23 protein-coding genes and 1 pseudogene are annotated in these 24,655 nt (G+C 63.5%); 5 read left to right on the top strand and 19 right to left on the bottom strand.

Annotation, left to right across the window (positions count from 1 at the left end; all coding sequences use genetic code 11):
- Positions 1-12: 12 nt before the first annotated feature.
- Complete coding sequence (gene alaS, locus QN397_RS20375) at positions 13-2,664, bottom strand: alanine--tRNA ligase (protein WP_323501749.1); 2,652 nt, start codon at positions 2,662-2,664, stop codon at positions 13-15.
- A 231-nt stretch (positions 2,665-2,895) separates the two neighbouring features.
- Here alaS and QN397_RS20370 point away from each other — a divergent pair, with 231 nt between their 5' ends.
- From QN397_RS20370 to QN397_RS20350, 5 genes are all read left to right on the top strand, one after another.
- The gene (locus tag QN397_RS20370) at positions 2,896-3,996 is read left to right on the top strand and encodes an ABC transporter ATP-binding protein (protein WP_323501769.1); all 1,101 of its coding nucleotides are present in this window, start codon (positions 2,896-2,898) and stop codon (positions 3,994-3,996) included.
- Positions 3,997-4,060: 64 nt separating this feature from the next.
- The gene (locus QN397_RS20365) at positions 4,061-5,095 is read left to right on the top strand and encodes an ABC transporter substrate-binding protein (RefSeq protein ID WP_323496464.1); all 1,035 of its coding nucleotides are present in this window, start codon (positions 4,061-4,063) and stop codon (positions 5,093-5,095) included.
- Positions 5,096-5,123: 28 nt separating this feature from the next.
- Positions 5,124-6,386, top strand: coding sequence for an ABC transporter permease (locus QN397_RS20360; RefSeq protein WP_323501748.1), 1,263 nt, complete (start codon positions 5,124-5,126; stop codon positions 6,384-6,386).
- A 34-nt stretch (positions 6,387-6,420) separates the two neighbouring features.
- Positions 6,421-7,257: an ABC transporter permease gene (locus QN397_RS20355; RefSeq protein ID WP_323496461.1), complete on the top strand. Its 837-nt coding sequence runs from the start codon at positions 6,421-6,423 to the stop codon at positions 7,255-7,257.
- 16 nt (positions 7,258-7,273) lie between these two features.
- On the top strand, positions 7,274-7,651 hold the full coding sequence (locus tag QN397_RS20350) for a DUF2784 domain-containing protein (RefSeq protein WP_323496459.1): 378 nt from the start codon (positions 7,274-7,276) through the stop codon (positions 7,649-7,651).
- Positions 7,652-7,658: 7 nt separating this feature from the next.
- Here the strand turns inward: QN397_RS20350 and QN397_RS20345 are convergent, their stop codons facing one another.
- The 18 genes and pseudogenes from QN397_RS20345 to QN397_RS20260 form a co-directional block, all read right to left on the bottom strand.
- Entirely contained in the window at positions 7,659-8,183 is a 525-nt protein-coding gene (locus QN397_RS20345) for a phosphoribosyltransferase (RefSeq protein WP_323496457.1), read from the bottom strand.
- A gap of 18 nt (positions 8,184-8,201) precedes the next feature.
- Positions 8,202-9,533, bottom strand: a complete 1,332-nt coding sequence (locus QN397_RS20340) for an adenylosuccinate synthase (RefSeq protein ID WP_187052442.1) — start codon at positions 9,531-9,533, stop codon at positions 8,202-8,204.
- Positions 9,534-9,547: 14 nt separating this feature from the next.
- Positions 9,548-10,699, bottom strand: coding sequence for an ATP phosphoribosyltransferase regulatory subunit (locus QN397_RS20335; RefSeq protein ID WP_323496456.1), 1,152 nt, complete (start codon positions 10,697-10,699; stop codon positions 9,548-9,550).
- A gap of 84 nt (positions 10,700-10,783) precedes the next feature.
- Entirely contained in the window at positions 10,784-10,972 is a 189-nt protein-coding gene (locus QN397_RS20330) for a DUF2065 domain-containing protein (RefSeq protein ID WP_187052444.1), read from the bottom strand.
- A gap of 53 nt (positions 10,973-11,025) precedes the next feature.
- Positions 11,026-11,934 carry a protease modulator HflC gene (gene hflC, locus QN397_RS20325; protein WP_323496454.1) on the bottom strand — a complete coding sequence of 303 codons (909 nt, stop codon included), beginning with the start codon at positions 11,932-11,934 and terminating at the stop codon, positions 11,026-11,028.
- A gap of 14 nt (positions 11,935-11,948) precedes the next feature.
- Complete coding sequence (gene hflK, locus QN397_RS20320) at positions 11,949-13,313, bottom strand: FtsH protease activity modulator HflK (RefSeq protein ID WP_323496512.1); 1,365 nt, start codon at positions 13,311-13,313, stop codon at positions 11,949-11,951.
- A 75-nt stretch (positions 13,314-13,388) separates the two neighbouring features.
- On the bottom strand, positions 13,389-14,561 hold the full coding sequence (gene hflX / locus QN397_RS20315; RefSeq protein WP_323501747.1) for a GTPase HflX: 1,173 nt from the start codon (positions 14,559-14,561) through the stop codon (positions 13,389-13,391).
- Positions 14,562-14,610: 49 nt separating this feature from the next.
- The gene (gene hfq / locus QN397_RS20310) at positions 14,611-14,856 is read right to left on the bottom strand and encodes an RNA chaperone Hfq (protein WP_261802415.1); all 246 of its coding nucleotides are present in this window, start codon (positions 14,854-14,856) and stop codon (positions 14,611-14,613) included.
- A 161-nt stretch (positions 14,857-15,017) separates the two neighbouring features.
- Positions 15,018-16,364, bottom strand: coding sequence for a ribosome biogenesis GTPase Der (gene der / locus QN397_RS20305; protein ID WP_323496449.1), 1,347 nt, complete (start codon positions 16,362-16,364; stop codon positions 15,018-15,020).
- 17 nt (positions 16,365-16,381) lie between these two features.
- Positions 16,382-17,524, bottom strand: a complete 1,143-nt coding sequence (bamB, locus tag QN397_RS20300; RefSeq protein WP_323501746.1) for an outer membrane protein assembly factor BamB — start codon at positions 17,522-17,524, stop codon at positions 16,382-16,384.
- A complete protein-coding gene (locus QN397_RS20295; RefSeq protein ID WP_323496447.1) occupies positions 17,521-18,210 on the bottom strand; it encodes a tetratricopeptide repeat protein in 690 nt (229 codons plus the stop codon). Before QN397_RS20295 ends, bamB begins: the two co-directional genes overlap by 4 nt.
- Positions 18,211-18,216: 6 nt before the next feature.
- On the bottom strand, positions 18,217-19,515 hold the full coding sequence (gene hisS / locus QN397_RS20290) for a histidine--tRNA ligase (RefSeq protein WP_323501745.1): 1,299 nt from the start codon (positions 19,513-19,515) through the stop codon (positions 18,217-18,219).
- A gap of 13 nt (positions 19,516-19,528) precedes the next feature.
- Positions 19,529-20,800 (bottom strand): flavodoxin-dependent (E)-4-hydroxy-3-methylbut-2-enyl-diphosphate synthase, encoded by a 1,272-nt coding sequence (gene ispG, locus QN397_RS20285; protein WP_323501744.1) that lies wholly within the window; start codon positions 20,798-20,800, stop codon positions 19,529-19,531.
- Positions 20,797-21,735, bottom strand: coding sequence for a helix-turn-helix domain-containing protein (locus tag QN397_RS20280; RefSeq protein ID WP_323501743.1), 939 nt, complete (start codon positions 21,733-21,735; stop codon positions 20,797-20,799). Before QN397_RS20280 ends, ispG begins: the two co-directional genes overlap by 4 nt.
- Positions 21,728-22,573, bottom strand: a complete 846-nt coding sequence (pilW, locus tag QN397_RS20275; RefSeq protein WP_323501742.1) for a type IV pilus biogenesis/stability protein PilW — start codon at positions 22,571-22,573, stop codon at positions 21,728-21,730. The genes QN397_RS20280 and pilW overlap by 8 nt, the downstream gene beginning before the upstream one ends.
- A 4-nt stretch (positions 22,574-22,577) precedes the next feature.
- On the bottom strand, positions 22,578-23,804 hold the full coding sequence (rlmN, locus tag QN397_RS20270) for a 23S rRNA (adenine(2503)-C(2))-methyltransferase RlmN (protein WP_323501741.1): 1,227 nt from the start codon (positions 23,802-23,804) through the stop codon (positions 22,578-22,580).
- 21 nt (positions 23,805-23,825) lie between these two features.
- Positions 23,826-24,251 carry a nucleoside-diphosphate kinase gene (gene ndk, locus QN397_RS20265; RefSeq protein ID WP_187052455.1) on the bottom strand — a complete coding sequence of 142 codons (426 nt, stop codon included), beginning with the start codon at positions 24,249-24,251 and terminating at the stop codon, positions 23,826-23,828.
- Between the two features lie 144 nt (positions 24,252-24,395).
- A pseudogene (locus QN397_RS20260) lies at positions 24,396-24,655 on the bottom strand (23S rRNA pseudouridylate synthase B); the annotation flags it as partial.

The raw sequence follows: 24,655 nt of genomic DNA, 5'->3' as shown, positions 1-24,655 counted from the left end.
CTTGCACCGTGTTCAGGCGCGTTCCGCCACCCAGGCGTGCACGGACTTCAAAGCCGCCGGCAACGCTGCTGCATCGGTGCCGCCCGCCATCGCCATGTCGGCCTTGCCGCCGCCCTTGCCGCCCAGTTGCTGAGCGACGAAATTGACCAGCTCTCCAGCCTTGATCTTGGTCACGCTGTCGGAAGTGACGCCGGCCGCGATCTGCACCTTGCTGCCATCGACGGCAGCCAGCACGATCACCGCGCTCTTCAGCTTGTCCTTGAGCTTGTCCATGGTGTCGCGCAAAGTCTTTGCATCGCCACCGTCGAGCTTGGCCACCAACAGCTTGATGCCGTTGACGTCGATCGCCTGCGCGATCAGCTCGTCGCCCTTCGACGAGGCGAGCTTGCTCTTGAGGGCTGTGACTTCCCGCTCCAGCGCCCGGGTCTGATCCAGCATTTGCGTGAGCCGGCTTTGCAGCTCGGCGGTCGGCGTCTTGAGCGTGGCGGCCACGCTGTGCACGGTCGATTCGAGGTCTTGCAGATAGTGCAGCACGTTAGCGCCGGTCACGGCTTCGATACGTCGCACGCCCGCGGCCACGCCGCCTTCGCTGACGATCTTGAACATGCCGATGTCGCCGGTTCGGCTCACGTGCGTGCCCCCGCACAGCTCGCGACTGGAGCCGATGTCGAGCACGCGAACCGACTCGCCGTACTTCTCGCCGAACAGCATCATGGCGCCGGTCTTCTGGGCCGATTCCATGTCCATCACGCGCGACTGCGTCGCAACGTTGGCAAGAATCTCGGCGTTGACGCGCTTCTCGATTTCGAGCGTCTGCTCGTGCGTGACCGCGCCGTTGTGCGCAAAGTCGAAGCGCGTCTTGTCGGCATCGACCAGCGAGCCCTTTTGCTGCACGTGCTCGCCGAGCACTTCGCGCAAGGCCTTGTGCATCAGGTGCGTCACGCTGTGATTGCGCATCGTTGCGGCACGGCGCACGCCATCGACCGCCGCCTTGACCGCATCGCCGACCTTCAGCGTGCCCTGCGTTTGCGTGCCGTGATGACCGAACACGTCGGCCTTGATCTTCTGCGTGTCTTCGACGCCGAACTGCACGCCTTCGGCCGTGATGAAACCCTGGTCGCCGACCTGGCCGCCGCTCTCGGAATAGAAGGGCGTGGTGTCGAGCACGACGATGCCGGGCTGGCCTTCCTTGAGCTCGGACACCGGCGCGCCTTCGAAGTAGAGCGCCTGCACGATGGCCCGCTCTTCGAGGTGCTCGTAGCCGGTGAAGGTGTTGCTGGTGCCGCCGTATTCGACGTTGCGGTCCATCTTGAACTTACCGGCCGCGCGGCCCTTGGCTTTCTGCTGTTCCATGGCGGCGTTGAAGCCGGCCTCGTCGACCGTGACGCCACGCTCGCGGCACACGTCGGCCGACAGGTCCAGCGGGAAGCCGAAGGTATCGTGCAGCTTGAAAGCGACGTCGCCGGGCAGCGCCTTGGTATCGCCGCCGAGTGCCGCGTCGAGGATTTCCATGCCGTTGGCCAGCGTCTCGAAGAAGCGCTCTTCCTCCTGCTTCAGCACGGCAGTGATGCGCTTCTCATCCGCCACCAGCTTCGGGTAAGCCTCGCCCATCAACGCCACCAGATCGGGCACCAGCTTGTGGAAGAACGGTTTCTTCTGCCCGAGCTTGTAGCCATGCCGAATGGCGCGGCGAATGATGCGGCGCTGCACGTAGCCGCGGCCTTCGTTCGAAGGGATCACGCCGTCAGCCACCAGGAACGCCGTTGCGCGGATGTGGTCGGCGATGACCCGCAGGCTCTTGTTGCTCTCGTCGGTTTCGCCGGTCTCCCGTGCCGCGGCCTTGACGAGCCTGTCGAAAAGGTCGATCTCGTAGTTGTTGTGCACGTGCTGCAGGATGGCGGCCAGCCGCTCCAGGCCCATGCCGGTATCGACGCACGGCGCGGGCAGCTTCTTGACCGATCCGTCGGGCTGCATGTCGAACTGCATGAACACGTTGTTCCAGATCTCGATGTAGCGGTCGCCGTCTTCGTCCGGGCTGCCGGGCGGGCCGCCAGCGATCTCGGGGCCGTGGTCGTAGAAGATTTCCGAGCACGGGCCGCAAGGACCGGTGTCGGCCATCATCCAGAAGTTGTCGGACATATAGCGTCCGCCCTTGTTGTCGCCGATGCGCACCACGCGTTCTGGCGGCAGGCCGATCTCCTTGGTCCAGATGTCGTAGGCCTCGTCGTCCTCGATGTAGACGGTGGCCCAGAGCTTTTCGGCCGGCAGCTTGTAGACCTTGGTGAGCAGCTCGAAGGCCCATGTGAGCGACTCGCGCTTGAAGTAGTCGCCGAAGCTCCAGTTGCCCAGCATCTCGAAGAAGGTGTGGTGCCGTGCCGTGTAGCCGACGTTCTCCAGGTCGTTGTGCTTGCCGCCGGCCCGCAGGCAGGCCTGTACCGACGCTGCGCGGACATACGAGCGCTTGTCTTCCCCGAGGAACACGTCCTTGAACTGGACCATGCCCGAGTTGGTGAACATGAGCGTCGGGTCGTTGCCAGGCACCAGCGAGCTCGACGGCACGACCGTGTGCCCCTTGGAGGCGAAGAAGTCGAGGAAGGTCTTGCGGATGTCGGCGACGGTGGCGTTGGCGGTGACGTTCGCCGAGCTGGAAGGAGATTGGGACATGGTGGTGGCTTTTCGCCGGCTTCGCGCAGCCGACTTGTTTCTTCGCAGTTTGGGGGCGTCCGTGAATCGTCGATGGGGGTCGTCGACCGGCCCGGAGGCTTCAATTTTAACGGTTCGGCAAGGCCCGGCACACCCGCGGGGACAGATGCAGGCATCCGACTTGCTAGTCTGCTTGCCAGTGAGGCAAGGTCTGTTCATCATGGCGGGCAACTTCGCGACACCCCATTGAATATTCCAACGACCGCCGAACCCCTAGTGCGCTTCCAGCGCGTCCAGAAGACCTACGACGGCGAGCATCTCGTGGTGCGCCAGCTCGACCTGGACATCCATCGCGGCGAGTTTCTGAGCCTGCTCGGCCCGTCGGGCTCTGGCAAGACGACCACGCTGATGATGCTGGCGGGCTTCGAGTCGCCGACCTCGGGCGACATCCTGCTCGATGGCCGGCAGATCACCGGCACGCCGCCGCACAAGCGGCACTTCGGCATGGTGTTCCAGAACTACGCGCTGTTCCCGCACCTGACGGTCGGGCAGAACGTGGCCTACCCGCTCACGGTGCGCAAGGTGTCGAAGGACGATCAGACGACTCGGGTGAAGCGCGCGCTCGACATGGTGCAGCTCAAGGGGATGACCGATCGGCTGCCGGGCCAGCTCTCCGGCGGCCAGCAGCAACGTGTGGCGCTCGCGCGCGCGCTGGTCTTCGAGCCACAGCTTGTGCTGATGGACGAGCCGCTGGGCGCGCTCGACAAGCAGTTGCGCGAGCACATGCAACTCGAGCTGAAAGAAATCCATCGCCAGCTCGGCGTGACCTTCGTCTACGTGACGCACGACCAGGGCGAAGCGCTGACCATGAGCGACCGCGTGGCGGTGTTCAACGAGGGCGTGATCCAGCAGCTCGACACGGTCGACCGGCTGTACGAGATGCCTGCCAACCGCTTCGTGGCGGGGTTCGTCGGTGACAACACTGTGCTCAAGGGAACGCTCCAGACCGCGGGAGAGCATGCCGTCATGGCGCTGCCGAATGGCGGCCTGCTCGGTGGGTTGAACGTCGGCGGCTCGGCTACCGGCGCCGCGGTCGAGATGTGCATTCGGCCCGAGCGCGTGGTACTGCACTCCGCCGACGCAGCACCCGGTACAAACACGCTGGCGGCCGAGGTGGCGCGTGTCATCTACTACGGCGACCACCTGCGGCTGCTCTGCAACGTCGGCGCCGGGCAGACCGAAGCCACCGTCAAGCTGCCGATGTCAGGGCTCATCGGCCTGGCGCCGCCGCGGGCTGGCGACAGCGTTTCGCTCGAGTTCCCGGTCGCTCATGCGCGTATCTACGCGGTGTAGCCCTGCTGTTCTGTTCTTATTCTTATTCTTGTTTTTGCCCCGTCAACATAAAGGAAGACTCACCATGAAAAAGACTTTTCTCGCTTGTACCGTTGCCTTGGTGGCCGGCCTCGCCGCGCCGGCCTTCGCGCAAACGCAGATCACCGTCGTGAACTTCGGCGGTGCCAACGCCAACGCGCAGAAGAAGGCCTATTACGAGCCGATCGAGAAAGCGGGCATCAAGGTGGTGCCGGTCGAATACAACGGCGAGCAGGCCAAGATCAAGGCCATGGTCGAGACCAAGAAGGTTACCTGGGACGTGGTCGAGGTCGAGTCCCCCGACGTGGCGCGCGGCTGCGACGAGGGCCTGTTCGAAAAGCTCGACTATTCGAAAATTGGCAGTAAGGCCGACTTCCTGCCCTCGGCCGTCACCGACTGCGGCGTCGGCGTTTTCGTGTGGTCGACCGTGATGGCCTACAACGGCGAAAAGCTCAAGACCGCACCCACCAGCTGGGCCGATTTCTGGGACGTGAAGAAGATCCCCGGCAAGCGCGGCATGCGCAAGGGCGCACGCTACAACCTCGAGTTCGCGCTGATGGCCGATGGCGTGAAGCCGGCCGATGTCTACAAGGTGCTGGCCACCAAGGACGGCGCGGAGCGCGCCTTCAAGAAGCTGACCGAGCTCAAGCCCAACATCCAGTGGTGGGAAGCCGGTGCGCAGCCACCCCAGTTCCTGGTGGCCGGCGACGTGGTGCTGACCACTGTGTACAACGGCCGCATCGACGCGGCCAACCGCGAAGGCCGCGACCTCAAGATCTACTGGCCGGGCGGCATCTACGACCTGGACTACTGGGTCATCCCCAAGGGCGCACCCAATAAGGAAGCCTCGCTCAAGTTCATCCAGTTCGCGATGAAGCCGGAGAACCAGGCCGTCTATTCGCAGGCTATTCCGTATGGTCCGACCAACACAAAGACGCTGGCTTCGCTGGACAAGAAGGTGCTCGCAGACCTGCCGACCTCGGCGTCCAACGCCAAGGAGGCGCTGCAGTTCAACGTGTCGTTCTGGGCCGACCAGGGCGAGGCGCTGGAGAAGCGCTTCGCTTCGTGGGCGACACAGTAATCGCGCAAGCGACGCTGCCGTTTTTTAGATGACGATGAGCACGGCGGCGCTGGGCGCTGGCATCTCCGCGGAAGCGCCACCGGGCGACCTGCGGCATGCCCTGGCGCGCGCCGAGTCACGCCGAAAATGGCGCGCCTTTGCGCTCACGCTGCCGCTGCTGATCTTCCTGCTGCTGACGCTGCTGGTGCCGATCGTGGCGCTGCTGCAGCGCGCCATCCAAAACCCTGAAGTCGCGAACGCACTGCCCCGCACGGTGCGCGCGCTCGACGGATGGGACCGCAAGGATGCGCCGACTGCCGCGGCCTATGCGGCTGTCGCAGCCGATCTGGCCCAACTGCCCGACAGCTCCGACGCGGGCGCCCTGGCGCGCCGCCTGAATACCGAAATCGCCGGCGCCCGTTCGCTGGTGATGGGCACCTTTCGCGCACTGCCGATCGCCGGTACCCCGGACGAAGTCAAAGCTCGCCTGATCGAACTCGACCCGCGCTGGGGCGAGGCGCCGTACTGGCAGGCGATCGCCAAGAACGGCTCGCGCTGGACGGCCGACTATCTGCTCGCGTCGGTCGACCTGCGTCGCGACGCTGACGGCAGCATCGAACGCATGCCGCCCGACCAGCGCGCCTTCACCGGCATCCTTCTGCGCACTTTCAACATCAGCGCGGTGGTGACTTTCTTCTGCCTGCTGCTGGCCTACCCGCTCGCCTGGTGGCTGGCGTCGCTGCCGGCTCGCAAGGCCAACGTGCTGATGATCCTGGTGCTGGTGCCGTTCTGGACATCCATCCTGGTGCGCGTAGCGGCGTGGATCGTGCTGCTGCAGTCCGAAGGGCTGGTCAACCGCGGGCTGATCGGCATCGGCCTCATCGACAACCCGCTGCCGCTGCTCTTCAACCGCACCGGCGTGATCATTTCGATGGTGCATATCCTGTTGCCCTTCATGATCCTGCCGCTCTACAGCGTGATGAAGAGCGTGCCGCCGACCTACGTGCGCGCGGCCATCTCGCTCGGCAGTCCGCCGCTGGCCGCGTTCTTCCGGGTGTACGTGCCGCAGACCTATCCGGGCATCGGTGCCGGTGCGCTGCTGGTCTTTATCCTGGCCATCGGCTACTACGTGACGCCGGCTTTGCTGGGTGGCGCAAGCGACCAGATGCTGAGCTACTACGTCGCGCGCTATACGAACGTCGAGGTCAACTGGGGCATGGCATGCGCGCTGGGCTCGCTGTTGCTGGTCGCCACGCTGGTGCTCTATGCGGTGTATCGGCGCATCGGCAAGGCCGATCTGAGCTTGGGCTGAAACAGCCAATCTACCCGATACGCAAACGACGGCCATGCCCAAGTTCCTCGACCTCCCGGTGTTTCCGGTGTTCCCGGCTTACGCCACCTTCGCCGACAAGCTCGGCTGGTGGGCGGTGCGCTGCTTCTGCGTGCTGGTGCTGGGCTTCCTCCTGGCGCCGATCCTGGTAGTGATCCCGCTGTCGTTCTCCGACAGTTCCTTTCTTGCGTACCCGATCCCGGCATGGTCGCTCAAGTGGTATCGCAACCTGTTCGAGTCGTCCGAATGGGGACGCGCAGCGCGCAACAGCTTTATCGTCGCACCCGCGGCAACGGTGGTCGCAACCGCACTGGGCACCCTGGCAGCAGTCGGCTTGTCGCGCACCGACTTCCGCTTCAAGGGCCTGCTGATGGCCGTGCTGATCTCGCCGATGGTGGTGCCCATCGTGGTGGTCGGCGTCGCGACGTACCTCTACTTCGCGCCGATCGGGCTGGCCGACACTTACTTCGGGCTGATCGTGGTGCATGCAGCGCTCGGTGCACCCTTCGTGCTGACGACGGTGCTGGCCACGCTGGCGAGCTTCGATCACAACCTGGTGCGAGCCTCGCTCAGCCTGGGCGAGACGCCGTTCAATACGTTCTGGCGGATCACGCTGCCGATCATCGCGCCGGGCGTGATCTCCGGTGCGCTGTTCGCTTTCGCAACCTCGTTCGATGAAGTGGTGGTGACGCTGTTTCTTGCCGGACCCGATCAGGTCACGTTGCCGCGCCAGATGTTCACCGGTATCCGCGAGAACATCTCGCCGACCATCGCTGCAGTGGCGACGTTGCTGATCGTGTTCACAACCATTTTGCTGCTGGTGCTCGAGTGGTTGCGCGGGCGGCGCCGCTGAGAACGATGCGGGTGCCATGACCGCGCGCTGGCTGGCCGATGCCGTGTTGGTACTGCACGGCCTTTTTATCGTCTTCGTGCTGATCGGCGCGGTCGGCGTTGCGCGCTGGCCGCGGCTGGCCTGGGCGCACCTCGCGGCCGTTGCGTGGGCCGTGTACGTGGCGGCAGCAGGCCGCATCTGCCCGCTCACACCCATCGAAAACACCCTGCGCCGGGCGGCAGGAGAAGCCGGCTACGACGGCGGCTTCATCGAACACTACCTGCTCGCCTCGATCTACCCGGACGGGCTGACGCGCGGCGTGCAGATCGGGCTCGGCATCTTCGTGCTGGCGCTCAATTTCGCACTGTATGCGCGATGGCTTGCAAGGCGCCGACGCGCTTCAGACCGGCCCTAGACTGGCCTTAGACCGACCACTTGGCCATCAGCTTTTCAGCACCCATCGAGTCGTAGTTCTCGAAGGGCTGATGGATCCACGGATTGGTCGGCAAGAACTCGACCGAATAGTCAGGTGTAAACGTCGACAACGCCTTGGTCCAGATCACTGCGCTGCGCAGCTCGGAGATCGGCGCGTAGTTGGTGCGCAGCATCTCCATGACGGCGTGCAGCGTGTGGCCCGAGTCGGCCAGGTCGTCGACCAGCAGCACGCGTCCCGCGATCTCGCCCTTCGGCGTGGTGATGAAGCGCGCAATATCGAGATGGCCTTGCACCGTGCCGGCGTCGGCGCGATACGAGCTGGTCGACATGATGGCCAGTGGCTTGTCGAAGATGCGCGACAGCACATCGCCGGGCCGCATGCCGCCGCGAGCGAGGCAAAGGATGGTGTCGAACTCCCACTCCGACTGGAAGATCTTGATCGCGAGCTTCTCGACCAGATTGTTGTACTCGTCGTAACTTACGTAGAGGTGCTTGCCGTCTTCGGTCAACATGGGAACGGTCTCCTGGGATCAGTCTGCGAGAAAAGGGTGCCGCATCATGATCGTGTGATCGCGATCCGGGCTGGTCGACACCATGTGAATCGGCACGCCGGTGACGTGTTCGATGCGCTGCAAATACAGACGCGCCGCGATGGGCAACTTGTCGTACTGCGTGACGCCGACCGTGCTTTCGCTCCAGCCTTCGAGCTTTTCGTAGATGGGCGTGCACTGTTCGATTTCGTCAGCGCCCATCGGCAGGATGTCGGTGTATTCGCCATCGAGCATGTAGCCGGTGCAAAGCAACAACTCGTCGATCCCATCGAGCACGTCGAGCTTGGTGATGCAAAGGCCTGAAAGTCCGTTGACCTGCGCCGATCGCTTGAGCAGCGCCGCGTCGAACCAGCCGCAACGACGGCTGCGGCCGGTCGTCACGCCTTTTTCTGCACCGACGGTGCTCAGGTGATAGCCCACGGTGCCGGGCGTTTCCCAGTCGAGCTCGGTCGGGAATGGGCCGCCGCCGACGCGCGTGCAATAAGCCTTCGTGATGCCGAGCACATAGTGCAGCATGCCGGGGCCAACGCCCGAACCCGCCGCGGCATTGCCGGCCACGCAATTGCTCGACGTCACGTAGGGATAGGTGCCGTGGTCGACATCGAGCAGCGTGCCCTGCGCGCCTTCGAACAACAGGTTGGCGCCCGCCTTGTGTGCATCGTTGAGCTCACGCGACACGTCGGCCATCATCGGCTTCAGCAGCACGGCGTGACGCATGGCTTCTTCGAACACCATGTCGTAGTCGATGGCGGGTGCGCTGAGCACTTGCGTCAGGACATGGTTGTGCAGATCGAGCAGCACGCGCAGCTTTTGCGCGAAGCGCTCCGGATGCTTCAGGTCTTGCACGCGCAGTGCGCGGCGTGCGATCTTGTCTTCATACGCTGGGCCGATGCCGCGCCCGGTGGTGCCGATCTTCTCGCTGCCGCCCTTCTCGCGATAGGTCTCGCGAGCGATGTCAAGCGCGGCATGGAACGGAAGAATCAGCGGGCAAGCCTCGCTGATGCGCAGCCGCGAACGCACCTCGACGCCGGCCTTCTCCAGCCCTTCGATTTCCTCGAAGAGCTTGGCAGCCGACAGCACGACGCCGTTGCCGATGTAGCACTTGACGCCCGGCCGCATGATGCCGCTCGGGATCAGGTGCAGGGCGGTTTTCACGCCGTTGATGACGAGCGTGTGGCCCGCGTTGTGGCCGCCCTGGAAGCGGACCACGCCCTGGGCGCTCTCGGTCAGCCAGTCGACCAGCTTGCCCTTGCCCTCATCGCCCCATTGGGTGCCGACGACGACCACATTTCTTCCGGTGGTAACGCTCATTTGAATTTCCTGAATCAGATCACTTGCACACTCCATTGGCCGGCGCGCTCGACGAGCTCGCGGTCGCAATGGAATTCTTCGATTTCGCTGCCGTGTCCCGGTAGCACGCACACCACGGTTTCCCCGGTTTGGCGCAGATCGGCGATCGCCTTGCGAAGCCCCGATGCATCGCTCCATGGCGCACGGATGGCGGCGCGCAACGGACGCGTCGGCACCACGCCGACGAGCTCACGCAGGTCGAGGCTGAAACCGACCGCCGGCCGATTGCGCCCGAACACCGCGCCGACTTCGTCGTAGCGGCCGCCACGCACCAGGGCATCTGCTGCGCCCGGCACGTAGATGCCAAAGCGCATGCCGCTGTAATACGCATAGCCTCGCAGATCGGCCAGGTCGAAGCTCACCTCGGCGCCATCGAGCCGCGCGGCGAGTTGCCTCAGATTGGCCAGCGCCGGCAGCACGCCGGGGATGGCCCTCAATGCCTTCTCGGCTTCGTCGAGCACGCTGACATCGCCATAGAGCTGCACCAGTGCCGCAAGCCCTTCACGCGATGTCGTCGGAAATTTCTGCGTGAGCGAATTAAGCTCGCTCGCATCCTTGGCGGCCAGCGCCGCATGCACGCGACCGATGGTCGCCGCATCGACCAGCACGCCTGCCAACAGTGCACGCACGATGCGCGCGTCAGCCATGTCGACGATGGCACCTTGCGGCACGTCAGCGGCATGAAGACAGTCGAGCGCCAGCAGCAAGGTTTCGGTGTCGGCTTCGAGGCCGGCATGGCCATAGATCTCGGCGCCGAACTGCAGCGGCTCGCGCGTGGCATGCGGCCTGTCCGGCTTGGTGTGCAGCACCGGGCCGCAGTAGCACAGCCGTGCGACGCCTTCCCGGTTCAGCAGGTGGGCGTCGATGCGCGCGACTTGTGGCGTGGTGTCTGCGCGCAGCCCCATGCTTCGGCCGGAAAGCTGGTCGACGAGTTTGAAAGTCTGAAGATCGAGTGCCTCGCCGGTGCCGGACAGCAACGATTCGAGGTGCTCGAGCAACGGCGGCATTACCAACTCATAGCCGTAGCCGCGGGCGGTATCGAGCAGTTGGCGACGAAGTTCTTCGATGTGGCGTGCCTCGGAAGGCAGTACATCGGCAATGTGATCCGGGAGGACCCAAGCGGACATGAGAAATGACGGGTGGGTTAAACCGGAATTCTAATTGCTGGGGCCGACGGCCCCGCGCTCAGATTGGCTGGGTCGAACGTTGGGCTAGCTCACCAGCCAAAGCAACACTAGCCCAAGGACGATGCTGCAAAGGCCGAAGAAGCGCAGCTGGCCATCGCGCAACTGAAGCAGTTGACTGAAGGCGCGTCGCCAGCCGCCCGGCGAGACCAGAGGCAGGATGCCTTCGATCACCAGCACCAGAGCCAGCGCGCTCCAGAATGTTTCAGCAGTCACACGGGCCCGGCATCAAGGCGGCACGTCAGCCAGCAACGCACATCAGCCGGCCATCAACGGCGCGGTGCCGCTGCAGGCGTCGTAGTCGAGCCCGAACTCTGCATCGCCCTGAAGAAGTCGGACGAAGGATCGAGCACCAGAACGTCGCTCTTCTTGTTGAAGCTCTGCTTGTACGCGTCAAGGCTGCGATAGAACTGCGCGAACTGCGGATCTTTGCCGAACGACTCGCTGTAGGCCGCAGCAGCTTGTGCATCGCCCTCGCCCTTGATTTTCTGTGCATCGCGGTAAGCGTTGGCGACCGTGACCTCACGCTGGCGATCCGCATCGGCACGGATCTTTTCGCCTTCGGCAAAACCGGTCGAGCGCAATTCGTTGGCGACCCGCTTGCGCTCGGCCTCCATGCGTCGATAGACCGACTCGGTAATGGCTTCGACATAGTCGACACGTGTAATGCGCACATCGACGATGTCAACGCCCCACGGCTTCGCGCCCTTGACCACGGCGAGCACTTCGCGCTGAACGTCCGCCATCAGCGCTTCACGTCGTACCGAAATCAGGTCGCGCACAGTGCGCTTGTTGATGTTCTCTTGGAACGCGTTGCGCACCACGCGGTTGAGTTGCACTGCACCTGCGTTCTCATCGATTCCGACGTTTCGAATGTATTCCGACGCATCGCTGATGCGCCAGCGCACATACCAGTCGATAACGACTCGCTGCTTTTCAGCCGTCAGCATCGGTTCGGTTTCGAGGCTGGAGAGCATCAACAAACGCTTGTCAAGATACGAGACATTCTGGAACGGTGGCGGCAGCTTGAAGTTCAAGCCTGGCTCTTTGATGACCTGCTTGATCTGGCCGAGCGCATACACGACCCCGAACTGGCGCTGATCGACAACGAATAGCGTGGAGCTGAGCAACACGAGAACCACCAGGATGGTGGAAGCGATGAAACCGATTCTGTTCATGTTCATGCTCCGGCTCAACGCGCGTCACGGTCGCGGGAACGACCATCGCGCGCTCGGGCTTCGCCACCATTGGGAATGACCGGAATCACCGATGACTGCGGAGTAGCGGTGCCCGCCACATTTGGCGAGGCACCATCGGCGGGCGCAGGCACCGGGCTGACGCCGCTCGATGCCATGAGTTTGTCGAGAGGCAGGTAGAGCAAGTTGGAGCCCGATTTGGAGTCGACCAGAACCTTGGTCGTATTGCTGTAGATCTGCTGCATCGCGTCGGTGTACATGCGGTCACGGGTGACCTGCGGAGCCTTCTGGTATTCGGTGAGCACGGCGCCGAAGCGTCCGGCATCGCCCTGAGCCTGGGCGACGATTCGCGCCTTGTAGGCATCGGATTCTTCTTTCAGGCGCGACGCGGTACCGGTCGCACGGGGAATGACGTCGTTGGCATACGCCTGGGCCTCGTTCTTGGCACGCTCCCTCTCCTGACCAGCCTTCAGCACATCATCGAACGCCGCCTGCACTTGCTCGGGAGGACGCACGCCGCCTTGCTGCAAATTGATCGCCACCACGTCGACGCCGACCTTGTAACGGTCGAGGATGGTCTGCATCAGTATGCGCACGCGCGGCGAGATCTGGTCGCGCTCTTCGGCGAGCGCCGCGTCCATCTTCATCTTGCCGACGACTTCGCGAACGGCTGTTTCAGCAACCTGGACAACCGTGTCTGCCGGTGCCTTGCTCTCGAAAAGATATGCCTGCGCGTTGCTCAAACGGTACTGCACCGCGAACTTGATTTCGACGATGTTCTCGTCTTCGGTCAACATGGCCGACTCACGCAGCCCGGTTGAACGCACGATGCTGTCGCGCCCGACGTCGACCGAACGGATCTGCGAGGTAACGACAAGCTCGTGACGCTGGATCGGGTACGGCAACCGCCAGTTGAAGCCTGCGCCCACCGTCTCTTTGAAGCGACCGAACTGGGTAATGACGGCCTGCTGGCCTTCGTTCACGATGAAGAAGCCGGTGCCGAGCCAGATGAGCACGGCAACCGCCGCCACCAGGCCGAGGCCGACGCCCGCGTTCTTCATGTCGGGGCGGAAGCCGCCGGGGCCACCGCCACCGTTGCCGCTAGGCCGGTTCTTGTCGCCACCGCCACCACGACCGCCGCCGAAGAGACCGCCGAGCTTGCGATTGAAGTCACGCCACAACTCATCGAGGTCAGGGGGGCCCTGGTTCGGGCCCTGGCCGCGCGGCCGATTGTTGTTGCCCGAAGGCGGTGGTGGCGGTGTACTTGGCGGATCGGCATCGGGCCGATTGGCGCCCGCGCGCTCGCCATTAGACGAGGGCTCGTCACCTCGCCCCCATTTTCCGTCGTTCAGGTTAAACATTCCCTGAAACCGGCTCCACACTGGCTTTGCATTCATTCGCTTCTGTTCTCTCGTCAGTGACGGGATTGTGCCCAATCAGTTTGCAGCATCGTGCAATTCAGCGTCGGACGCTAAGGTCATGGTCGCATCGGAAACCGAACCGGAGCGCAGTGCCAACTCGGCTCGCAATGCCGGCAGGCCTTCACCCGTATGCGCGCTCAGAAAAATCCTGGGAATCCGTACTCCCTCTATTTCCATCTCGTCAACCAGATGCAGCGGTTGTCGTCCAGTTTCAAGGGCGTCGATCTTGTTGAACACCACCAATTGCGGAACGCTGTCGGCACCGATCTCTTTCAGCACCGTTTGGACCTCGGCCATTTGCTCGGGGTAATGGGGATTCGACGCGTCGACGACATGCAAAAGCAGATCGGCATCGATGGCCTCCTGCAGCGTCGCCTTGAAGGCATCGACCAGCCCGTGCGGCAGATCGCGGATGAAGCCGACGGTGTCGGAGATGGAAACCTGGCGACGCGCGTCGCCCAAGTAGAGTGACCGAGTTGTCGTGTCGAGCGTGGCGAAGAGCTGGTCTGCCGCATAGGCACGCGCCTTGACCAGCGCGTTGAACAGCGACGACTTGCCAGCATTTGTATAGCCGACCAGCGAGATATTGAAAATCTCGCGGCGCTCGCGCTGACGGCGCTGGGTTCCGCGTTGCTTTTGCACCTTGGCCAGGCGTTCGCGCGTGCGCTTGATCGACTCGCTGATCATGCGACGGTCGAGCTCGATCTGCTTTTCACCGGGGCCACCACGGACACCGGCACCGCCGGTCTGGCGCTCCAGGTGAGACCAGCGACGAACCAGTCGCGTGCTCAGATATTGGAGGCGCGCAAGCTCGACCTGCAGCTTGCCTTCATGCGAGCGGGCGCGTTGAGCGAAGATTTCAAGGATGAGAAAAGTGCGGTCATACACCGCCATGTCGAGCGTTCGCTCCAGATTGCGCTGCTGCGCCGGACTCAGGCTCTGGTCGAAGATGACTTCACTGGCGCGATGGATTTCGGCCAGTTCTTTGATCTCTTCGGCTTTGCCGCTGCCGATGAACAATGCGGCGTCGGGGGCTTTGCGCTTGCACACCACACGTGCAATCGGGGTCAATCCGGCTGTTTGCGCGAGAAGGCCAAGTTCTTCGAGCTCTGCGTCGAAATGCGGCAACCCGAAGTCCACGCCGACGAGAACGGCGGCGCCTTCCTGGCGGGGAATCAGATCAGACAAGCGGAGTCAAATATGGAGAAAGGCGCGGCAGGCGAACCCGCCGCGCCGTTCAAGCGGCAACGTCGTCGTTCTCGGCAGCCGAGAAATTGACGGCGCGACCCGGCACGATAGTGGAAATAGCGTGCTTATAGACCATCTGTGTCACCGTATTGCGAAGCAAAACGACGTACTGGTCGAACGACTCGATCTGGCCCTGCAGCTTGATGCCGTTGACCAGATAGATCGAAACCGGCACGTGCTCGCGACGTAGGGTGTTCAGAAAGGGGTCTTGAAGAAGCTGCCCTTTATTGCTCACGATATTCTCCGTGTTCAAGAGTTGTTGTTGGAAATGTCACCTTAACACAGGGTTTCTGCGCTGCAGCATTGGCATCCAAAACCCTCTGAAAATAACGGCACTCAACATCCGGAACTTGAGGCGCTGTAGCGAGTCATCCGCGCTCTTTGGCATGCAATCCGTTACTTGCGATCTTTGTCGGCAAATGGGTTTGTCGACGTTTTGAACTCGATGCGCATCGGTGTGCCGACCAAATCGAATTCTTTTCGAATGCGTCCTTCGAGAAAGCGCTTATACGCTTCGGTCACGTGTTCGAGCGAATTCCCGTGAATCACGATCACCGGTGGATTCATTCCGCCCTGGTGCGCGTAACGCATCTTCGGGCGGAACATTCCGGCACGTTGAGGCGACTGGAACTGCACCGCTTCGAGCAGCAAGCGTGTCAGCACGGGTGTCGACATCTTTCGGGTTGCCGATTTATGCGCCTGCGCAATCGACTGCCAGACCGGGCCCAGGCCTTGACGCTTGATCGCTGAGATGAAGTGCAGCGCCGCGAACTTCAAAAACGGCAACCGCGTTTCGATCTGCCGCTGAATCTGTTCTCGCTGGTAGCTGTCGATCGATTCCCATTTGTTGATGGCGATGACCACCGCACGACCGCTCTCCAGAATGTAGCCGGCAATATGCGCGTCCTGGTCGGTCACGCCCTGTGATGCGTCGAGCAGCAGCAGCACGACGTTGGCCGATTCGATAGCCTGCAAGGTCTTCACGACCGAGAACTTCTCTATGGCCTCGAAGACTTTGCCCTTGCGGCGCAAGCCGGCCGTATCGATCAGCTCGAACTTCTGGCCGTTGCGCTCGAAGGGCACGGTGATCGCGTCGCGCGTGGTGCCCGGCAAGTCGAAAGCGACCAAGCGCTCTTCGCCCAGCCATGTGTTGATAAGCGTCGATTTGCCGACATTGGGACGCCCCGCCACGGCCAGCTTGATGGGCTTGTTCGGGTCGTCTTCGTCAGCGTCTTCTTCAGGGTCGACCAGATTCAGCGGCTCGAGTGCCAGCTCGACCAGATCGCGAATGCCCTGACCGTGCGCGGCCGAAATACCATGCACATCGCCCAGGCCCAGCTCGTAAAAGTCGACCAGCTTGGTGCCGTCCTGCATGCCTTCGGCCTTGTTGGCCACCAGCACCGTCGGCTTCCCCAGGCGCCGCAGTTCGTTCGCGATGTCATGGTCCTGCGCCGAGATGCCTTCGCGCGCGTCGACCACGAACACGACGACATCGGCCTCGGCGACGGCCTGCCGCGTCTGCTTGGCCATCTCCTTGAAGATGCCGCTGCCCGCGTCGGGTTCGAAGCCGCCGGTATCGATCACGATGAACTCGTGCTTGCCCTGGCGACCATTTCCGTAGTGGCGGTCGCGGGTCAGCCCGGCATAGTCCGCGACGATCGCGTCGCGCGTTTGCGTCAGTCGGTTGAAAAGGGTCGATTTTCCGACGTTGGGACGCCCGACCAGAGCAATGACGGGTTTCACAGTCGGGCTTTCAAAACTTATTCAGGCCGGTAGCCGTACACGCCGCCATTGCGGGTGACGACGACGACCGTGTTGCCGGCAAGGACCGGCGTGGCAGCGATGGCCGAACCATCGGTGGTCACGCGGTTGAGCGGCGAGCCGTCTTCGCGCGACAGGAAATGGACCAGGCCCGTACTGTCGCCGACGACGACCGAGCGGCCGACCGAGAGGGGCGCTGTCAGATCGCGGTACTTCAGACGCTCGCTGACCCATCCGCGCTCGCCATCGGCACGACGCCAGGCCATCACGTTACCGTTCGATTCGGTGCCGAATACGAAGCGGTCGTCACCGCTGAGGCCTTCGGCGCCGGACGCCGGCTTGCTCCAGATGAGCGTGCCGCGCTGCGAATCGACGCAGCCCACGCTGGCGTAGTACGCACGCGCGCAGACGGTATCGCCAACCCGGCTCACGGTGCCGGTCAGGTCGACCAGGCGCTCCACGTCGTTGGTGCCGCGCGGCGCCGCGATCGGCGATTCCCAGCGCGACGAACCGTTGTTCGGATTGAGGCCGACGAGTCGCCCACCCACGCCGGTCACCAGGGTGTCGCCGACAGCGACCAGCACGCCGGGCTTCTTCAGCACGAGGTTTTCTGCGGTGCGCTGTTGCGACCAGAGACGGCGACCGGTTTGCCCATCCCACGCGCTGGTGGTGCGATCAGCGGCTTGCACGAACACCCTACGTCCCGCGACCAGCGGTGCTGTGTATGACTCGGCACTGAGGCGCTGCTTCCAGAGCACCTTGCCGTTTTCGAGCGCAACGAGTTCGTTGTTCCGAGTGACGACCGCGACGATAGTGCCGTCGCTGCCGACACCGGCCGTGAGAGGTGCACCGGCATTGCCACGCCAGGCTTCCTTGCCGGAACGCGAGTCGAGCATGACGACGGTGCCATCGGCACTGGCCACGACCAGCATGTCGCCGCTGACATCGGTCTGCAGCGGGAAGGTCACTGCCGGCAGTTTGGCGGTCCAGGCCTGGCGCACGCCGAGCACGGCGACGTTGGCCGGGAGTTCGGCCGGCTTCGGCTTTTCAGTGCCGGAACAGGCGGCGAGCACGGTGATCGCGACGATCGCGGCGCCCGCTCGCAGGGCGTGCTTCAGAGACACTAATCGCTTCAAATTCATGATGTGGTCTTGGCTGGGGTAACGGTGATGGTCGGCGCCAGGGTCTTCGGATCAACGCCGACGGCATTCAGCTTGATTTCGATCAGGCGGCGATAGTCACCACGACCTTCGAAGCCGGTCCAGGCTTTGCGGTATTCGGTCTTCGCTTCTTCACGCTTGCCCTGGGCCAGATAGATGTCGCCTTTGCGATCCGCCACCAGGGGCTCGAATTCTTTGGGCATGCCGCCGGAGAGCTGCTTCAAAGCGTCGTCGTATGCCTTGCTGTCGAGCAGCTCGGCCGACAGCCGTAGCTTGGCGATGGCCTGGTAACCAGGGTCGACGGCCTTGTCGGCGACCCATGCGAGCGCGGCACGCGATGCCTCGTCGTTGCCCTTTTCATGCAGCGTCTTGGCCGCGAGCAGCCCCGCTTGCTGGGCATAGGCGGTGCCTGCGAATTTCTCTTTCATGTCCGCCAGCGCGCGCTCGATGCGCGCCGTGTCGCCGGCCTGTGCGCCACGTTCCAGCTCGTCATAGAGAGCAGCGGCCTGAGCAGCTTTGGTGCGCTGCAAGTACTGCCAGCCGTTCCACGCCATGAATGCGCCAGCCGCAATCAGCACGACCCAGGTGATGAGGCTGCCGTAGGTGGTCCAGAAATGCTTGAGCTGGTCGAGCTGTTCCTGTTCTTCGAGATCGAGTGGAGTTGCCATGCGCTGTCAGATGTAGAGAGCCCGAGATTGTAGGGTGGCGGCCCAGGTGGCCACCTCGGCGAGCGGTCGTGCGGTCTGGGCACCGCTGCCATCTCGTAGCGCTTTGACCATGACTTCGCCGCGGGTCAGCTCGTCGGCACCGAAGATCAGCGCGTACAAAGCGCCGCTGGCATCGGCCTTCTTGAACTGCGACTTGAAGCTGCCGAAGCCATCGGCCGTGCCGGCATGCATCTGCACGGCAACGCCGGCCGCGCGCAGTTGCTGCAGCACCGGCATGGCTTGCGCGAGCGCTGCCGCATCCGGGATCACCGCATAAGCGTCTGGCACTGGCAAAGTGGTCGCACTGGCCTGCTCCTTCAGCAGTTCAAGCACGCGTTCAAGCCCCATGCCCCATCCCACGGCGGGCGTCGGCTTGCCACCGAGCACTTCGAACAGGCCATCGTAGCGACCGCCGCCGCACAGGGTTCCCTGCGCGCCGAGTTCGGAGGTGATGAACTCGAACACCGTGTGACTGTAGTAATCCAGACCGCGCACCAGGCGGGGGTTAATCGTCCATTCGACGCCGCAAGCGGTCAACAGGGACTGCACGGTTTCGAGATGGCGGCGCGACGCGTCGCCCAAATAGTCCAGCAGGCGCGGCGCTGCCTCGACCAGCGGCTGCATCGCCGGGTTCTTGGTGTCCAGGATGCGCAGCGGATTGGTCTCGAGGCGACGCTGCGCGTCGGCGTCGAGCATGTCGGCGTTCTGCTGAAAGTGGGTGATGAGCGCCGCGCGATGCGCCTGACGTTCCACCGGCACACCCAGGCTATTGAGTTCGACACGGATGTTGCGCAGCCCGAGCGTCTGGAACAGCTGGTGCGCCAGCAGCATCAGCTCGGCATCGACCTCCGGGCCCGAGAAGCCCAGTGCCTCCGCGCCGAGTTGGTAGAACTGGCGGTAGCGCCCGCGCTGCGGTCGCTCGTGCCGGAACATCGGGCCGGTGTACCAGAGCCGCTTGCCGCCGTCGTAGGTCAGGTTGTGCTCGATGGCCGCACGCGCGACACCGGGCGTGTTCTCGGGCCGCAGCGTGAGCTGCTCGCCGTTGAGCCGGTCTTCGAAGGAATACATTTCCTTCTCGACGATGTCGGTGGTTTGCCCAGTGCCGCGCACGAAGAGCGCCGTGGGCTCGACGATCGGCGTGCGGATATTGCGATAGGCATAGCGCCCCATAAGTTCGCGCACCGTCTGCTCGAGCGCCTCCCAGCGCGCCGATTCGGGCGGCAATATGTCGTTCATGCCTTTGACGGCATTCAATTTATCGGCCATGGATTCCGGAAGGTCAGGCGACGACGGCGTGCTTGCCACCAAAGCGCTTTTCAATGTAGTTTTCGACGAGCTGATGAAACTCGTTGGCGATGTTGTCGCCGCGCAGTGTGAGTGCCTTTTCGCCGTCGATAAAAACGGGTGCGGCAGGTGCCTCGCCGTTGCCCGGCAAGCTGATGCCGATGTCCGCGTGCTTGCTTTCGCCGGGCCCATTGACGATGCAGCCCATCACCGCCACCTTCATGGTTTCGACGCCCGGGTACTTGGTGCGCCACACCGGCATCTGTGCGCGAAGGTAGTCGTCGATTTGCTTGGCGAGTTCCTGGAACGTGGTGCTGGTGGTGCGACCGCAACCGGGACACGCGGTCACGCTCGGCACGAACATGCGCAGGCCCAGCGCCTGCAGGATCTCGTTGGCGATCACGACTTCTTGGGTGCGTGCTTCGCCGGGTTGCGGCGTGAGCGACACGCGGATGGTGTCGCCGATGCCCTCTTGCAGCAGGATCGACAAGGCCGTAGCAGAAGCCACGGTGCCCTTGGTACCCATGCCTGCTTCGGTCAGGCCCAAATGCAGCGGATAGTCGCAACGCTTTGCCAGTTCGCGGTAGACCGATATCAGGTCTTGCACACCGCTGACCTTGCAACTCAGGATGACCTGATTGCCGTCCATGCCCATCGATTCAGCGAGCTTGGCCGAATCGATGGCCGAAGTGATGAGTGCTTCGTACATGACCTGCTTCGCGTCCCAGGGCGCAGCACGCTGGCTGTTGATGTCCATCAAGCCCGACAGCAGCTCCTGGTCGAGGCTGCCCCAGTTCACGCCGATGCGCACTGGCTTGTTCCAGCGCATCGCGGCATCGATCATCTGACCGAACTGGCGATCATGCTTGTCGCCCTTGCCAACGTTGCCGGGGTTGATGCGGTACTTGCTGAGCGCTTCGGCGCAGGCCGGATAGTCGGTGAGCAGACGGTGCCCGTTGTAGTGGAAGTCTCCGATCAACGGCACGTCGATGCCCATGCGGTCGAGCTGCTCGCGGATGTACGGAACCTGGGCCGCCGCCTCGGGCGTGTTGACCGTGATGCGGACCATCTCGGAGCCCGCGATCGCGAGTTCCTTGACTTGGATCGCGGTACCGATGGCATCGACCGTGTCGGTGTTGGTCATTGACTGCACGCGCACCGGTGCGTCGCCGCCAACCGTGACCGTGTGCGCGCCCCACGTCACCGTCGCCTGACGCGAACGCCGCGCCTTGGGCGCCGCTGACTCGATCGGAAAGCAATCGTTCATGATTTCACCTCGAAGCGTGCAACGCCGCCGCCCTTGGTCACAGGGCCCAAATCGAAAACCTTGCCACGCACCTTCACATCGATGCCGGACGCGCGGCCGACGACGACGGTCAGCGGCAGACTGCCGGTGACCGAAACAGTCTCTCCGGTCTGCACGGTGCGGCGAAGCACCTGCTTGCCGTCGCCTTCAGTCACGGTCACCCAGGAGTCCGCGCGGGCGACGAAAACCAGGATGTCGCTGCCTGCAGCGACGGCTGCAGTCGTCGCGGTAGCACTGCCGACAGCACCGACTTGCGCTCCCGGGGACCCCACAGGGGCGGTGGTCGCAGGCGTCGCGGGCTGCACCGTCGCCGGCATGGCGGGCTCGACCACGGTGCCGGGTGCGCTTGCGGAGACGGGAGCCGATTCGGTCTCGGCGGGAGTTTCGGCCGCACTGCGCGACGTGATGCGCGCGAAGGCCGAGCTCACCTGGTCGAATGCGGACTGGGGAAGCCAGAACAACGCAGCGGCACCGATGAGCAAGAGCGCGACGACCGCGAGCAACGCGCCTGAAGGCAACAAATTCGAGCCTCGTCCCGATCGCGGCGCACCGGATCGGAAGCTACTGCTGATGGTGCGGTCGGCGTCGGCGAGCGCGGCGCGAGGCGAGCCGGGCATCTTCGCCAGTACCTTGACCGGATCGATCTTGAGCGCTCGCGCGACGCTGGCGGCAAGTGCGCGAGCGAAAGCCGGATCGGGCAAGGAGTCGATGTCATCGTCTTCGAGGGCCTGCAGCTTTTGCGCTGGCACCTTCAGCGCCGCAGCCACGACTTCGATGTGCAGGCCATGGGCTTCGCGCGCCTCGCGCAGCATGTCGCCAGCGCTCATGTTCGTGCTGTCGCCGACCACCAGCGGCGCCCCTTGCGAAGCGCCGAACTCACTGGCGCGTTCAATCATTGAAATTTCCGCGTTCGTACGCAATGGCCTCCCGCGACTGAGAGAAGCGGCGCTGCAACTGGCTGGCGAGTTGGGCCAGTGCTTCGCGATTATTCAGGCGGCGTTCGATCTTGATGCCGAGCCAGAGTGATTCGGCATTGGCAGACGGGCTGTTGTTGACGCGCCGGATGTAGAACTGGGCGCGTGTCATGTCGTCGCGCTGGAACAGCAAGGTGGCCAGATTGAACCCGATCACCGGGTTGCCGGGATCGATTTCATAAGCCTGCGTGAGGCTGCGCTCGGCATCGGCACGGTCGCCTGCCTTGATCTGGCACACGCCCTGCGTCATGAGCGTCTTGGCACGATCGGGGTAGCCCGGAATTGCCAGAGCCTGCCCAAACTGCTGCATGGCATCGCCGTTGCGGCCTTGCTGACACAGCAGCCAGCCGTAGTTGTGCAGCGTGTTTGGTTCGCGCGGATTGAGCGCGATGGCGCGGCGGAAGCTGTCTTCGGCCAGGCCGGCGTCGTCGAGCCGCATGTAGACAAGGCCGCGCAAGTTGTAGGCCTCCGAGTAGGTCGGGTCGGCTGTCAGGGATTGCTTGATTTCGTCGAGCGCCACCGTGGTCTGCCCGGCTTCGAAGTAGCCGATGGCGAGTTCAAGCCGCAGGCGGGCTCGCTTGCGGCCATTGCCTTCGTCGGAGTCGGTCAGCAACTGCGCGCCATTGCCGGCCGTGCTCGCCACCGCGCCGGTGCCCTTGTTGGCGCATCCGGCCAGCGCGATGCCGGTGACCAGGCAAAGAAGGAGGCGCGCCAACAGCGGTTGCGCGAACGAACGCGTCATCGAAAAAGCCATGCTCATCGCTTCAGTGCTCCTGAATGTTCGGTGTGTTCGAAGTCGTCGACATCTTCGCGGTGTTCGAACTGGGCCGCGCCTCGCGGACCGGGTGCAAAACGATGGTTCGACCCGAGGTGGAAGCGGCACCACTCGCACGCCGTTCAGCCATGCGCTCGACAGCCCGCGTGCGGTCTTTGACATCGCCAGCCAGCTGTCCGCATGCCGCGTCGATGTCGTCACCGCGCGTCTTGCGGATGGTCGTCACCAGCCCGGCTGCACTCAGCGTCTTCGCAAAAGCCAGCACTCGGGCCTGCGGCGACCGCAGCAAACCAGACGCGGGAAACGGGTTGAAAGGAATCAAATTGAACTTGCACGAAATGCCGTGCTGGCGAACCAGCGCGACCAGTTGCTCGGCATGCTCGGGTTGGTCGTTGACGCCGTCGAGCATGCAGTACTCGAAGGTGATGAAGTCGCGCGGCGCGTGCGCCAGATAGCGCTTGCATGCTTCGAGCAATTCGACGATCGGGTACTTGCGGTTCAGCGGCACCAGGTCGTCGCGCAGTGCGTCGGTCGGCGCATGAAGCGACACCGCAAGCGCGACCGGACAGTCGGTACCGAGCCGGTCGATCATCGGCACCACGCCAGAGGTTGAGACGGTGACACGGCGACGAGACAAGCCGTAGGCGTTGTCGTCAAGCATCGTGCGAAGGGCCGGAACCAGCGCGGTGTAGTTCTGCAGCGGCTCGCCCATGCCCATCATCACGACGTTCGAGATGACACGGTCTTCCTGGCCCGGATCGCGCTTCAAATGTTTGCGCAAAAAATGCTCGGCAAACCAAAGCTGCGCAACGATTTCGCCGGTCGTCAGATTGCGGCTGAAGCCTTGGTGGCCGGTCGAACAAAAGCGGCAGCCGACGGCGCACCCCGCCTGGGAAGACACGCACAAAGTGCCGCGATCGTCTTCGGGAATGAACACCGCCTCGACCGCATTGCCGTCGCCCACGTCGAACAGCCACTTGATGGTGCCGTCAGCGGACTCGTGCTGCGTGGTGACCGGGAGCGCTTCGATGCGCGCGGTGGTCGCCAGCTTTTCGCGCAGCGACTTCGCGAGATCGGTCATCTGCGAAAAGTCGCTGGCGCCGCGCTGATGGATCCAGCGGAAAAGCTGGGTCGCGCGGAAACGTTTTTCACCCAGCCGCTCGCAGAACGCGGCCAACCCCTCCAGATCGAACTCGAGAAGGTTGGCCGTCGTCATTGCGTCAGTCGGGCGGGCACCTCAACGTGCGTAGACGTTGAGGCCGGCGAAGAAGAAAGCGATTTCGTTCTTAGCGGTTTCAGGTGCGTCGGAGCCGTGCACTGCATTGGCATCGATGCTGTCGGCGAAGTCGGCGCGGATGGTGCCGGCAGCTGCCTTCTTGGGATCGGTCGCGCCCATCAGGTCGCGGTTCTTGGCAATGGCGTCTTCGCCTTCGAGCGCTTGCACGAACACCGGGCCGGAAATCATGAATTCAACCAAGTCCTTGAAGAACGGGCGTGCGCTGTGCACGGCATAGAACTGCTCGGCTTCATTGCGCGACAGATGCACGAGCTTCGCAGCGACGACCTTGAGGCCGGCGGCTTCGAAGCGAGAAACGATCTTGCCGATGACGTTCTTGGCGACGGCGTCGGGCTTGATGATGGAGAGAGTGCGTTCGATGGCCATTTTGAGATGCTTCCTGCTTGATTTTGAGACGATTCGTCAGCGCCGCACCCAATCGGTTGCCGCCTTGACAAAGCCTCTGATTTTAACCGGCCGGGCCGAACGACCCATGACCGATCCATGAAAAACCGCGGGGCGGCGGTGCTTTCAGCGACCGCGACGGCGACCCCCGCCGCCGCCTGCATTGCCGCCACCACCGCCACCGCCATAGCCGCCACCCGATCCACCGCCGCGCCGCGGCGCCTGGCGTTGCTCCTTGCGCTGCCTTGAAAAGCTGTCGGCGCCGATGTAGCCGACCGACGTCTTCATCGGATCGGGCTGATTGGCACCGCTCGGCGGACGGTCTTCGCCCTTGAAGCCGGGCTGACTGTCGCCGCGGTTGTTTCCACCGCCGCCGCCCTGGCCAC

This window comes from Variovorax sp. RTB1 (genome assembly GCF_035018765.1).
GTDB lineage: Bacteria > Pseudomonadota > Gammaproteobacteria > Burkholderiales > Burkholderiaceae_C > Variovorax.
Note: the sequence above shows the minus strand (reverse complement) of the source record. Positions and strands in the feature narration are given on the sequence as shown.

Excerpts from the sequence above, each read along its gene's own strand:
- alaS (WP_323501749.1), bottom strand. The coding sequence starts at position 2,664 with ATGTCCCAATCTCCTTCCAGCTCGGCGAACGTCACCGCCAACGCCACC.
- QN397_RS20365 (WP_323496464.1), top strand. The coding sequence starts at position 4,061 with ATGAAAAAGACTTTTCTCGCTTGTACCGTTGCCTTGGTGGCCGGCCTC.
- QN397_RS20360 (WP_323501748.1), top strand. The coding sequence starts at position 5,124 with ATGACGATGAGCACGGCGGCGCTGGGCGCTGGCATCTCCGCGGAAGCG.
- QN397_RS20355 (WP_323496461.1), top strand. The coding sequence starts at position 6,421 with ATGCCCAAGTTCCTCGACCTCCCGGTGTTTCCGGTGTTCCCGGCTTAC.
- QN397_RS20350 (WP_323496459.1), top strand. The coding sequence starts at position 7,274 with ATGACCGCGCGCTGGCTGGCCGATGCCGTGTTGGTACTGCACGGCCTT.
- QN397_RS20345 (WP_323496457.1), bottom strand. The coding sequence starts at position 8,183 with ATGTTGACCGAAGACGGCAAGCACCTCTACGTAAGTTACGACGAGTAC.
- QN397_RS20340 (WP_187052442.1), bottom strand. The coding sequence starts at position 9,533 with ATGAGCGTTACCACCGGAAGAAATGTGGTCGTCGTCGGCACCCAATGG.
- QN397_RS20335 (WP_323496456.1), bottom strand. The coding sequence starts at position 10,699 with ATGTCCGCTTGGGTCCTCCCGGATCACATTGCCGATGTACTGCCTTCC.
- hflC (WP_323496454.1), bottom strand. The coding sequence starts at position 11,934 with ATGAACAGAATCGGTTTCATCGCTTCCACCATCCTGGTGGTTCTCGTG.
- hflK (WP_323496512.1), bottom strand. The coding sequence starts at position 13,313 with ATGTTTAACCTGAACGACGGAAAATGGGGGCGAGGTGACGAGCCCTCG.
- bamB (WP_323501746.1), bottom strand. The coding sequence starts at position 17,524 with ATGAATTTGAAGCGATTAGTGTCTCTGAAGCACGCCCTGCGAGCGGGC.
- QN397_RS20295 (WP_323496447.1), bottom strand. The coding sequence starts at position 18,210 with ATGGCAACTCCACTCGATCTCGAAGAACAGGAACAGCTCGACCAGCTC.
- hisS (WP_323501745.1), bottom strand. The coding sequence starts at position 19,515 with ATGGCCGATAAATTGAATGCCGTCAAAGGCATGAACGACATATTGCCG.
- ispG (WP_323501744.1), bottom strand. The coding sequence starts at position 20,800 with ATGAACGATTGCTTTCCGATCGAGTCAGCGGCGCCCAAGGCGCGGCGT.
- QN397_RS20280 (WP_323501743.1), bottom strand. The coding sequence starts at position 21,735 with ATGATTGAACGCGCCAGTGAGTTCGGCGCTTCGCAAGGGGCGCCGCTG.
- pilW (WP_323501742.1), bottom strand. The coding sequence starts at position 22,573 with ATGAGCATGGCTTTTTCGATGACGCGTTCGTTCGCGCAACCGCTGTTG.
- rlmN (WP_323501741.1), bottom strand. The coding sequence starts at position 23,804 with ATGACGACGGCCAACCTTCTCGAGTTCGATCTGGAGGGGTTGGCCGCG.
- ndk (WP_187052455.1), bottom strand. The coding sequence starts at position 24,251 with ATGGCCATCGAACGCACTCTCTCCATCATCAAGCCCGACGCCGTCGCC.